An 11706-nucleotide genomic window follows, 5' to 3' on the forward strand; every position below is an offset into this window, starting at 1 on the left:
ATTTTGTAAAGTCACCCAGGGCACCCGGCCTCCGTCGCCGGAATAAGATCGTCCGCATGCGCTACTCACGGTTCGTCGCGATCGGCGACTCCCAGACCGAAGGAATGTGCGACGGCGACCCCGCGAGCGGCTACCGAGGCTGGGCCGACCGTCTGGCGGAGCACCTCGCCCGGCACAACCCCGACCTGCGGTACGCCAACCTCGCGGTCCGCGGCAAGAACACCCGGAACACCCGCGACGAGCAGCTGGAACCGGCCCTCGCGCTGGAGCCCGACCTGATCGCCGCACCACTCGGCATGAACGACGTGATCGGCCGGATCGATCTCGGCGAGGTGCACACCGACCTCGACTACATCTACCGGCGGCTGGCCGGTACCGGAGCCGACGTGGTGGTCTCGACCTTTCCCAACATCGCGGAGACCATCCCGTTCTCCGGCCGCATCGAAACGCGGCTCGCAGCGATCAACCAGATGATGCGCGACTTCGCCGACGCCTACGGCTTCGTCCTGGTGGACCTGCATGCGGCGCCGGTCCTCTCCGACCTCCGGTCGTGGTCGCCCGACCGCCTCCACGCCTCGCCCCTCGGCCACGACCGCTTCGCCGCCGGAGCCGCGCACGCGCTCGGTCTGCCCGACAGCTCACCCGATTGGGGACGGCCGCTGCCTCCGGCCGGCGATCCGAACCGGGTGCTGCGCACCCTCGGCGACGCGCGCTGGTTCGTCGAGTTCTTCACGCCGTGGATCATCCGCAAGGTCCGCGGACGCTCCCTCGGCGACGGCCGACTGCCGAAGCGGCCGGAACTGACGCCGGTCGCGCCTCCGGCCGCCGCGGCGGACGCACTCAGCATCCGCGTGGTCCCGAACGCGGACGTCGCCTCGGAAAACCCGATGGAGGCGTGAGGCATCTCGTCGTACGGTGATCGAGTGAACAGACGACTGACCGACTCGATCGCCGTCGAAGCCGTGGACCTGGTGAAGAAGTTCGGTGACTTCACCGCGGTCGACGGGATCAGCTTCGCCGTTCCCACCGGAACCGTTCTCGGCATGCTCGGGCCCAACGGCGCGGGCAAGACCACCACCGTCCGCATGATGACCACCTTGAGCGCACCCACCTCGGGCACCGCGCGCATCAACGGCTTCGACGTCCTCGACGAGCCGGACGGCGTCCGCCGCAGCATGGGCCTCACCGGCCAGGCCGCCACCGTCGACGAACTGCTCACCGGCCGGGAGAACATGCGCATGATCGGCGGGCTGTACGGTATCGGCCGCCGCGTGCTCAAGGAACGGACCGAGCAGCTCCTCGCACAGTTCTCGCTCACCGACGCGGGCGACAAGACCGTCCGCGAATACTCCGGCGGCATGCGCCGGCGCATCGACCTCGCGGTGAGCCTCCTGGCGTCACCGCCCGTGCTCTTCCTGGACGAACCGACCACCGGCCTCGACCCGCACAGCCGCAACGAGTTGTGGGAGGTGCTGCGCGGTCTCGTGGACGACGGAACCACCCTGGTGCTGACCACGCAGTATCTGGAAGAGGCCGATCAGCTCGCCGATCGGATCGTCGTGATCGACGCGGGCAAGATCATCGCCGAGGGCACCCCGCTCGAGCTCAAGCAGCAGGCCGGAGCGGCGAGTCTGGTGGCCACCGTCACCCATTCCGCCGACCTCGCGGCCGCGCAGGCACTGCTCGCGCCGATCTCCGACGACCTGTTCGTCGACCGGCACGCGCGCACCCTCACCCTGCCCGCGGGCGGCCTCGCGGACCTGACGCATGTCGCGCGGGTTCTCGACGACTCCGGCATCGCCATCGACGATCTCGGCCTGTCGCGGCCCAGCCTCGACGACGTATTCCTCAGCCTCACCGGACACCGCGCGGAGTCCGTTCCGGAGGCCGACTCCGAAGGAGCCGACGCATGAGCGCCCCCGCCCTCGACCGAACCATCGCGGCCCGGCCGCCGTCTCTCTGGCGTCAGACGTCGATCATGGTGCAGCGCAGCTTGATCCACACCAAGCGCATGCCGGAGATGCTGTCGGACGTCACCGTCCAGCCGATCATGTTCGTGGTGCTGTTCGCGTTCGTCTTCGGTCCCGCCATGCCGGTGCCGGGCGGCGGAAGCTATCGCGAGTACCTGCTGCCCGGCATCATGGGCCAGACCATCGTCTTCACCGCCTTCATCGTCTCCAACGGCATCACCGCGGACGTCGACAAGGGGATCGTCGACCGCTTCCGTTCTCTCCCCATCAACCGGACGTCGTATCTGCTCGGCCGGGCGATCGCGTCGCTGATGCACTCGTCGATCGGGATCGTCGTGATGGCGCTGACCGGCCTGGCGATCGGCTGGCGCATTCACACCTCGTTGCTCGAGGGGGTGCTGGGATTCGTCCTCGTCCTGGTGTTCGGTTTCGGGATGATCTGGTTCGGCATCCTCATCGGATCGTGGCTCAAGTCCGTCGAAGCCGTCAACGGTTTCATGTTCACCGTGCTGTTCCCGCTGACCTTCCTGTCGAACGCCTTCGTCCCGACCGCTCCCATGGCCACCTGGCTCCGCACCATCGCCGAATGGAATCCGGTGTCCTCGCTGGTCCAGGCGATGCGGCAGCTGTGGGGCAACGGCCCGCACGCCACCGACGCGTCAGCGCTGCCGCTTCAGCACCCGATCCTGGCGACCATTCTGTGGTCGGTCGCGCTGACCGCCGTCTTCGCCCCCTTCGCACTGCGCGCCTTCCGGCGCCGCACAGCGGACTGAACGCATCTGCCGATCCACGCCGAAAGCCCCGGTGAACGCCAGTTCACCGGGGCTTTCTCGCGTCGTGTGCCGCTAGCGCGTCACTTCTTGACGAGGTTCTCGTTCGTCAGCTTCTCGACGCCGGCGTCCGCCTTCTCGACGAGCGAGGCCGGCGGCTCGAAGTGGCTGCCGTACTTCGACGCCAGGTCGCGAGCGCGGTCGACGAAGCCCTTGAGGCCGCCCTCGTACTGGTTGATGTACTGCACCACGCCACCGGTCCACGCCGGGAAGCCGATGCCGAAGATCGAGCCGATGTTCGCGTCCTCGACGGAGGTGAGCACACCCTCGTCGAAGCACTTCACGGTCTCAAGGGCCTCGGCGAAGAGCATGCGCTCCTTCATGTCCTCGAGCGGGATCTCGTTGGTGCCCGAGGCGAAGTTCTCGCGCACGCCCGGCCAGATGAGGCCGCGCTTGCCGTCGGCGTAGTCGTAGAAGCCCGCGCCGTCCTTCTTCGAGGTGCGGCCCAGGTCGACCATCTTGTCGATGACGGCGTACGAGCCGTGCGACGGGAACTCCTGACCCGCGGCCTTGGCTCCGGCCTCGGTCTCCTTGCGGATCTTCTGCATCAGGGTGAGCGTCAGCTCGTCCGACAGCTGCAGCGGCGGAGCCGGGTAGCCTGCCTGGCTGCCGGCCTGCTCGATGAACGCGGGCTCGATGCCCTCACCGACGGCCGCGATGGCCTCGTTGATGAAGGTACCGATGACGCGCGAGGTGAAGAAGCCGCGGCTGTCGTTGACGACGATCGGCGTCTTGCGGATCTGCAGGGTGTAGTCGATGACCTTGGCGAGGACCTCGTCCTTGGTCTTCTCACCGCAGATGATCTCCACCAGCGGCATCTTGTCGACGGGCGAGAAGAAGTGGATGCCGATGAAGTCCTCGGGACGGTTGACGCCCTCGGCCAGGATGGTGATCGGCAGGGTCGAGGTGTTGGAGCCGAGGACGGCGTCCGGCTCGACGATGTCCTGGATCTCCTGGAACACCTTGTTCTTGACCTCGACCGACTCGAACGCGGCCTCGATCACCAGGTCGACGCCCTTGAAGTCGGCGGCGTCCACGGTCGGGGTGATGCGGTCGAGCAGAGCCTTGCTCTTCTCCTCGGTGGTCTTGCCGCGCGAGAGAGCCTTCTCCTCGAGCTTCTCCGAGTAGCCCTTGCCGCGCTTGGCCGCCTCGATGTCGATGTCCTTGAGGACCACCTCGATGCCGGCCTTGGCCGAGACGTAGGCGATCGCCGCGCCCATCATGCCCGCACCGATGACGCCGACCTTCTTGGCCTGGTACTTGTCGAAGCCCTTCGGCCGCGAACCGCCGCCGTTGATGTGCTGGAGGTCGAAGAAGAACGCCTTGATCATGTTCTGCGCCACCTGGCCGGTGACCAGCGACACGAAGTAGCGGGTCTCGACCAGATCGGCGGTGTCGACGTCGACGTACGCGCCCTCGATGGCAGCGGCCAGGATGGCGCGCGGAGCCGGCATGTTGGCGCCCTTGATCTGCTTGCGCAGGAGAGCCGGGAACGCCGGCAGGTTGGCGGCCACCGACGGGTTCGTCGGAGCGCCACCGGGCATCTTGTAGCCCTTGACGTCGAACGGCTGCTGGGCCTCCGGGTTGGCGGCGATCCAGGCCTTGGCGGCGGGGATCAGTTCCTCGACCGAGCCGACGACCTCGTTGACCAGGCCGATCTCCTTGGCCTTGGCCGGCTTCAGACGCGGGCCCTGGAGCAGAACGCCCATGAGCGCCTGCTGGAAGCCGAGCAGGCGCACGGTGCGGACCACGCCGCCGCCGCCCGGGAGCAGACCGAGAGTCACCTCGGGCAGGCCGAGCTGGTTGCCCTTCACGTCCGCGGCGACGCGGTAGTGGCAGTGCAGCGCGATCTCCAGGCCACCGCCGAGTGCGGCGCCGTTGATAGCGGCGACGACCGGCTTGCCGAGGGTCTCCAGGCGACGCAGCACGGCCTTCATGGCGTTGGTGCGCTCGGTGATCTCGGTGGCGATCTCCTCCTTGGACTTGTCGCCGCGTCCCGCGGTCATGTCCTTGAGGTCGCCGCCGGCGAAGAAGGTCTTCTTCGCCGAGGTCAGGACGACACCGGTGATGTCGTCCTTCTCCGCCTCCAGGCGATCGACGGTCGCCGCCATCGACTCCATGTAGAGGTCGTTCATGGTGTTGGCGCCCTGGTTCGGGTCGTCCATGGTGAGGATGACGACGCCGTCGGCGTCCTTCTCCCACGTGATCATGTTCGCAGTCATGAGATGAGTCTTTTTCCTTCTAGTTCCGGGGCGATCAGAGACGCTCGATGACGGTCGCGACGCCCATGCCGCCGCCGATGCAGAGGGTGACCAGGCCGTAGCGGCCGCCGACGCGCTCGAGCTCGTCGAGGGTGCTGCCCATGATCATCGCGCCGGTGGCGCCGAGCGGGTGGCCGAGCGCGATGGCGCCGCCGTTGATGTTGACCTTCTCGTGCGGAACCTTGAGGTCCTTCATCCACTTCATGACGACCGACGCGAACGCCTCGTTGAGCTCGAAGACGTCGATGTCGTCGACGGTCAGGCCGGCGCGCTTGAGCGCGAGCTCGGTGGCCGGGGTGGGACCGGTGAGCATGATCGACGGCTCGCTGCCGACCTCGCCGTACGACACGATGCGGGCGCGCGGGGTGAGGCCGTTGCGCTTGCCCGCCTCCTCCGAACCGACCAGGACCAGACCCGAGCCGTCGACGATGCCGGAGCTGTTGCCGCCGGTGTGGACGTGGTTGACCTGCTCGACGTTCGGGTACTTCTGCATCACGACGTCGTCGAATCCGGCCATGGCCGCCAGGCCCGCGAACGCCGGCTTCAGCTTGCCGAGGCTCTCGACGGTGGTGCCGGGACGGCGGTGCTCGTCGTTGTCGAGCAGCGTGACGCCGTTGATGTCCTTGACGGGGATGATCGACTTCGCGAAGCGGCCCTCGTCCCATGCCTGGGCGGCGCGACGCTGCGACTCGGCGGCGTAGGCGTCGACGTCCTCACGCGAGAAGCCCTCGATGGTGGCGATCAGGTCGGCGCCGATGCCCTGCGGAGCGATGTAGTTGTCGTACGCGGTGGCGGGGTCCATGAAGAGCGCACCGCCGTCGCTGCCCATCGGCACACGCGACATCGACTCCACGCCGCCGGCCAGGACCAGATCGTCGAAGCCCGAGCGGACCTTGGCCGCGGCCAGGTTCACGGCCTCCAGGCCCGAGGCGCAGAAGCGGTTGATCTGGGTGCCCGGAACGCTCTCGCCGAGACCCGAGGTGAGGGCGGCGGTACGCGCGATGACCGCACCCTGCTCCCCGACCGGCGACACGACGCCGAGGACCACGTCGTTGATGTCCTTCGGATCGAGATCGCTGTGGCGGGTCAGCAGTCCGTCGATCAGACCCGAGACCAGGTCGATCGGCTTGACGCTGTGCAGCGAGCCTCCGCGCTGCTTGCCACGGGGCGTACGGACCGCCTCGTAGATGAATGCTTCGTCGGACACAGGTGTTCCTTTCACACGAACCGAGAATGGTTTCCCTCGTAGGCTAACCCGCAATAACGTATTTGGCTATACCCAGTGGTCAAGTGGTTCATATACAGCCATCCATCGGCTATGGTCGGTTCATCATGACAACCACCAAGGCGACCCGGCGCACGCGGTCGACGGATCGGCGCCGCCAGCTCATCGATGCAGCGACAGTGCTGTTCGCCGAGCGCGGCTACCCGCATGTGTCGGTCACCGACATCGCCCGCCGAGCGGGCGTGAGCGCGCCGACGGTGTACCGGCACTTCGCCGACAAGCAGGCGCTGCTGCTGGCAGCGGTCCAGACCCGCGTCGACGAGCTCGAGGAGAGCACCGCGGGCGCCGACCTCGCGAGCAGCGACCATCCGGCCGATGCCCTCGCCGCCAGCGTCACCGAGTTGAGCATCTCCAACCCGCATGCCACGTCGCTGTGGCGCTGGTCGGGACAGCACCTGTCGGCCGACGAGAACGCCGATGTGGTCCGCCGCACCCGCGCCGTGCTCCGACAGTGGGCCTCGGCCATCCGCGCCGACCGGCCCGAGCTCACCGAACGCGAGTCGATGTATCTGGCGGGCGCCGTGCTCAGCGTGGTCGGCAGCGGCGCCGGGCGTGCCGTTCGCAGCGGTGCGCACGAGATGGAGGAGATGGTCCTCGCACTGGTCCGCCAGACCATCCGGCTCACGCCGAGCCACGCCGTTCCCCTGCGCCAGACCGCCGGGCCGGGCGACGACGCCCCCACCCGGCGCGACGAGATCCTCGACGCCGCCGCCCGCCTGTTCGCCGAGAACGGCTTCGCCGGAACGGGAATGGACGAGATCGGCGCGGCGGTCGGAATCACCGGTCCGAGCGTCTACAAGCACTTCCCGTCGAAGCTGGCGATCCTCGTCGCGATCAGCCAGCGCAGCGCCATGCGACTGGAGGCCGGCGTGATGGCCGCGTACGCGATCACACCCGATCCGGCGGGGCGGCTGAACGCACTGGTCGACCACTACGTCGACGCCGTCACCTCCTCCCCCGACCTGCTCGTCGGCTTCGTCAGTTCCTATGTCCTCGCGGGCGAACCGCAGGCCGCCGAACTGCTGGCGGTGCAGCGCCGCTACGTGGCACGCTGGGTGCAGCTGCTCACCGACATCGACGCCGACCGGCCGCCAGGATCGGCGGTCCTGGCGGTGCATGCAGCACTGGCGATCGTCAACGATGCGGTCCGGCTGCCGCGCAGCACACCGCGCCCCGAGTTCGCCGCCCGCATGGCCTACCTCATGAAAGGTGTGATGGGTGTCTGACCCTCCGCTCGAGTACTCGCGGGACGAACTGATCACCGCCCTGCGGCTCGATCCGGAGTACGCGCAGCGGTTCTGGAACGCCTTCGGTTTCGCCCGCGGCGAGGGCGGCTCGGGTCAGCGCTTCTCCGAGGAGGACCTGGCCGCGCTCGGCGTCTTCGCCGGCAACGATCAGGCCATGGACTCCACCGCCCAACTCGCCGCGGCGCGGGCGATCGGACAGGCCACCGCGCGACTGGCGCAGTGGCAGGCCGAGGAGATCACTCGGTTGGCGGCCGACCCCACCGTCGACGCCACGGCCGAGGAGATGGTCGAGGCGCTCGCACGAGTGCAGGATCTCGTCTGGCGGCGGCATCTGGCGGTGGGACTCACCGACGCCGGCCGGGCAGCCGAGCACACCGAGGTGGTCGTCGGATTCGCCGACATCGTCGGCTACACCTCACTGTCCCGGCGTCTCGGGATGGCCGAACTCGAGACGCTGCTGGAGACCTTCGAGTCCGCGGCGCACACGATCATCACCGACCACGGTGGTCAGATCGTGAAGACGATCGGCGACGCGGTGCTGTTCACCGTCATCGACGCCGGCGCGGCCGCGGAGATCGCCGTCGAACTGCACCGTCTCAGCACCGACGGCGAGTTGCCGAGCCTACGCATCGGCATGGCCCGCGGCGACGTGCTGATGCGGATGGGCGATGTCTTCGGCGAGCCCGTGAACATCGCCTCCCGGCTGGCGAGCGCGGCGCGGTCGGGCACCACATTGATCGACGAGGCCCTCGCCACCGCACTCCGCGACAACGCCGCGACACACGTCGGGCCGATCCCGTCGCTCTCGGTACGCGGCTACCGCAAGCTGCGCGCGTACAAGCTCGTGCGCGACCGCAACTGGACGGCGTGAGGCGGCCGGATGGGCCGGGTGCGCCGGACCGCCGGCGCCGCACCTTCTAAGGTCTGAAGGCATGAGGACCCGGAGTTCCACCCCGCGCCGCAGCGCACTGGCGGGGGCCGCCGCGCTCCTGCTCACGGGCGTGACGACCGCATGCTCGCCAGGCACGGAGGACTCCTCCATCACGGTGTCGGCTCCGTCGTCGCTGCAGGCCGTGATGGCGGCGATCGCGACCGAGTTCGAGGAACAGCACCCCGGCGCCCGGGTCACCGTCGCCGGCCCCTCGGCTGCGTCGGCCGATGTCATCGCGACCGACGACGAGGCGTCGATGGACAGGCTCGGCCGGCGGGTGATCGGCCCCCGGCGCTTCGCCTCCAACTCGCTGGTCATCGTGGTTCCGCCGGGAAACCCCGGCCATGTCACGGGGTTCGCCGACCTCGCGCGCTCCGGTCTCCGGGTGGCGGTGTGCTCCGACCGGTTGCCGTGCGGTGCGGCCGTGGTGGACGTCGAACGGATCGAGTCGGCCGCGCTCACCGATCCGATCCACGTCGACTCCGGCGAGGCCGCGGTCGCGTACGTGGCGTCCGGGCGCGCCGACGCCGCTCTCGCCTACCAGACGCAGGCTCGCCCCGGCCTCGGCGTGAGCGTCTCCACGGTGGACGATCCGGTGTTCGCCAAGGCGATCAACAGATATCCGATCGCCGTCGTCCGGTCCAGTGACGACAAGTCGCTGGCCGAAGACTTCGTGAAGACGGTCATCGGTCCCACCGGCGGCGAAGTCCTCTCCCGTGAGGGCTTCGGTCCGCCGTCCGGGTAGGCCGCGCGCCGCGGCGTCGTGTGGCTACGCGGTGTACGACAGTGCGTCGAGCGGGTCGGCGTAGATCGCGTCGAGTGCGACCGCACCCGCCGCCTTCTGCTGCACCGTGATGGCCGAACGTGCCACGCGGACGTCGCGCTGGGTGATGACCGTGGTGGCGCGCAGCGCCTTGCTCACGGCCGGCAGCGCCTCCGGGTAGTCGGTGAAGGCCTGTCCGCCGAGGATGACGTGGTCGGGATTGAAGATGTCCGAGATCAGCGCCACCGTGCGGCCGAGCACCTCGCCGCGTTCGGTCAGGACGTCGTTGGCGACCGTGTTCCCGGTCCGTGCCAGCGTCCGCAGCTCGTCGAGGGAATCGACCTCGAGTCCGGCTCGCTGGGCCGCGTAGAGGATGCCCGAATCGCTGACCGTCGGCTCGAGGCGTCCGGTGCGGTCGGGATCGAGCAGGGTGGTCGGACCGGTCGGGAAGTGCCCGATGGTGGGCGGGCCTGCGGCCGGCGTGTGCACGGCACCGTCGACGCTGAACGCGATGCCCACCATTTCGCGAGCGTAGAAGTAGAGGAAGTTCTGGCTCTGGTCGGCGGGATTGACGACCTGTTCGGCTGCGGCCATGGCCTCGACGTGCGATGCGACCGATACCGGCAGTCCGAGCGACTCGGCGATCAGCCTGCCGACCGGGACGCCCTCCCAGCCCAGACGGGGATGGTCGACGAAGCCGCCGTCGGCCACGCGACCACCGATGGCCACGCCGGCCCACAACAGGCGCTTGCCCACCCAGCGGTCGGCGAACCGGCGGGCGCTGGCACCGATCTGAGCTACGACCGCCTCGGGGTCCTCGGCCTGGGGAGTGGGAATCGCGATCGCACCGGCCACCCGATGCTGGAGATCGTGGGTCGTGATCGAGGTGACCTTGTAACCGATGTGGATGCCGACCGTGAGGTATCCGTCGGTGTTGATCTCGAACGGAACTCGCGGACGCCCGACCGCACCGGGCGGGGTCAGATCGGCGCGCTCACGGATGAGGCCGGCCTTGAGCAATGCGCTCACCTGACGGTTGACGGTGGAGATGGACAGCCCCGTCAGGGCGGCGGCGTCGTCGCGGAACACCGGTCCGGACACCCGCGCCGTGCGCAGCACCAGCGCGGCGGCCTTGGTGGAGAGTTGCAGCTTCGCCGTGGTGACGTGCGGGGCGGACGGTTTCGCAACGGGTCGGGAGGCGGCGCCCGCGACGGGGCGAACCACGACGCCGACGGGAGCGGATTTCGACAGGATCGGACGGTCGAGAGCAGAAGTCATGTTTCTTTGGAGTCCTGTTGCCTGGGCGGACCGGCAGAGGCGGTCACGCCGCGAGTGGTCTCGCGCAGATCAGCGCGAGGCGGAGCTGGGTCAGCGCATTCGGCAACAACAAAGGACCCGGGCCAGCGGCAGACGGCATCCGAGAGCGGTGGTCACATACGTGACCTCCCCGATGGCGGCGAGCTGACTGGTCATGATCGCCAAAAGTAGCAAGCACCCTGTCCGCGTGCAAGTGAGGAGCACCCGATAGGTTGAGAATGTGGCAGCCGCCTCAGTCGCCCCGGGCGCGAGACGGTGTGATCGGTTCCGGCTCGCGGTTCGCGGGCCACGGCTCGGCAGCGAGGAATGGCGTGGGAGTTCTGTACATCGTCCGGCACGGTCAGGCTCCGGCGCACGCCTACGGACCCGACGCCGACGCCGTGAGCGGCCCCGGCCTCACGGAGCTCGGCTTCGCTCAGGCTCGCGCCGCCGGCCGAGCGCTCGCCCGACAGGTGACCGGATTCGATGCCATGTTCTGCGGCGATCTCCCCCGACAGCGCGCGACGATGGCCGGCGTCCTCGAAGCCTTTCCCGACGCCGCAGCGCCGACGATCGATCCCGACTGGAACGAGTACGTCACGCCGCCCCTCCCGGAGGGAGACGACATCTACCGTGACGGCGGCAGACCCTTCCAGGACGCCATCACCAGCGCCCTGCACGAATGGGTCGACGGCGCCGACATCGGCCCCGAGACGTACGCGATGTACGCCAAGCGGACCCGCGCCGCAGCCGACCGTGCCGCTGATGCGGCCGGGTCGGGAAAGAACGTGCTCGTGGTGTCGTCGGCCGGTTCCATCACCCAGTTGGTGGCACAGTTGTGGGACATCCCGCCGCAGTCGTGGCCACAGATGTCGCGCACCTTCGTCAACACCTCGATCACCAAGATCCTCGCCGGCCGCAGCGGATTGACCCTCGTCTCCTTCAACGCCCACGAACACCTCGCCGCCCTCGACTCCGGCCTCCTGACCTACCGCTAGCGCCGCCCGATGCTCGTCCCCTGGCTCGTTGAGCGGCCCCCACACGCTTGTTGAGCGAGCGCGCCCTCCCCAGGCTCGTCGAGCGGCCCCCACAAGGCTGGTTGAGCGAGCGCAGCGAGTCGAAA

Annotated in this window: 10 protein-coding genes; 7 read left to right on the forward strand and 3 right to left on the reverse strand. The window is 68.7% G+C overall.

Annotated features, from left to right (window positions below; genetic code table 11):
- Positions 1-56: 56 nt before the first annotated feature.
- Genes GSI01S_RS12020 through GSI01S_RS12030 form a run of 3 tightly spaced genes read left to right on the forward strand, consistent with a single transcriptional unit; the run spans position 57 to position 2743 of the window.
- Positions 57-899, forward strand: a complete 843-nt coding sequence (locus GSI01S_RS12020; protein WP_006896833.1) for an SGNH/GDSL hydrolase family protein — start codon at positions 57-59, stop codon at positions 897-899.
- A gap of 24 nt (positions 900-923) precedes the next feature.
- Entirely contained in the window at positions 924-1913 is a 990-nt protein-coding gene (locus GSI01S_RS12025) for an ATP-binding cassette domain-containing protein (RefSeq protein WP_006896834.1), read from the forward strand.
- Entirely contained in the window at positions 1910-2743 is an 834-nt protein-coding gene (locus tag GSI01S_RS12030) for an ABC transporter permease (protein WP_006896835.1), read from the forward strand. The genes GSI01S_RS12025 and GSI01S_RS12030 overlap by 4 nt, the downstream gene beginning before the upstream one ends.
- A gap of 80 nt (positions 2744-2823) precedes the next feature.
- Here the strand turns inward: GSI01S_RS12030 and GSI01S_RS12035 are convergent, their stop codons facing one another.
- Together GSI01S_RS12035 and GSI01S_RS12040 are read right to left on the reverse strand one after the other, a co-directional pair.
- Complete coding sequence (locus GSI01S_RS12035) at positions 2824-5022, reverse strand: 3-hydroxyacyl-CoA dehydrogenase NAD-binding domain-containing protein (RefSeq protein ID WP_006896836.1); 2199 nt, start codon at positions 5020-5022, stop codon at positions 2824-2826.
- A 34-nt stretch (positions 5023-5056) separates the two neighbouring features.
- On the reverse strand, positions 5057-6268 hold the full coding sequence (locus GSI01S_RS12040; protein ID WP_006896837.1) for an acetyl-CoA C-acetyltransferase: 1212 nt from the start codon (positions 6266-6268) through the stop codon (positions 5057-5059).
- A gap of 125 nt (positions 6269-6393) precedes the next feature.
- Between GSI01S_RS12040 and GSI01S_RS12045 the strand changes: the two genes are divergently transcribed.
- The 3 genes from GSI01S_RS12045 (at position 6394) to GSI01S_RS12055 (ending at position 9269) form a co-directional block, all read left to right on the forward strand.
- Positions 6394-7572, forward strand: coding sequence for a TetR/AcrR family transcriptional regulator (locus tag GSI01S_RS12045; protein WP_006896838.1), 1179 nt, complete (start codon positions 6394-6396; stop codon positions 7570-7572).
- Positions 7565-8464 carry an adenylate/guanylate cyclase domain-containing protein gene (locus GSI01S_RS12050; RefSeq protein ID WP_006896839.1) on the forward strand — a complete coding sequence of 300 codons (900 nt, stop codon included), beginning with the start codon at positions 7565-7567 and terminating at the stop codon, positions 8462-8464. The genes GSI01S_RS12045 and GSI01S_RS12050 overlap by 8 nt, the downstream gene beginning before the upstream one ends.
- 61 nt (positions 8465-8525) lie before the next feature.
- Positions 8526-9269, forward strand: a complete 744-nt coding sequence (locus tag GSI01S_RS12055) for a substrate-binding domain-containing protein (protein WP_006896840.1) — start codon at positions 8526-8528, stop codon at positions 9267-9269.
- A 24-nt stretch (positions 9270-9293) separates the two neighbouring features.
- On the opposite strand, the gene GSI01S_RS12060 is transcribed toward GSI01S_RS12055, so the two are convergent.
- Complete coding sequence (locus GSI01S_RS12060) at positions 9294-10565, reverse strand: ROK family transcriptional regulator (protein WP_006896841.1); 1272 nt, start codon at positions 10563-10565, stop codon at positions 9294-9296.
- A 350-nt stretch (positions 10566-10915) separates the two neighbouring features.
- On the opposite strand from GSI01S_RS12060, the gene GSI01S_RS12065 reads away from it, so the two are divergent.
- A complete protein-coding gene (locus GSI01S_RS12065) occupies positions 10916-11581 on the forward strand; it encodes a histidine phosphatase family protein (RefSeq protein ID WP_006896842.1) in 666 nt (221 codons plus the stop codon).
- Positions 11582-11706: the final 125 nt, after the last annotated feature.

The sequence above is a fragment of the Gordonia sihwensis NBRC 108236 genome, from assembly GCF_000333035.1.
In the GTDB taxonomy this organism is placed as follows: domain Bacteria; phylum Actinomycetota; class Actinomycetes; order Mycobacteriales; family Mycobacteriaceae; genus Gordonia; species Gordonia sihwensis.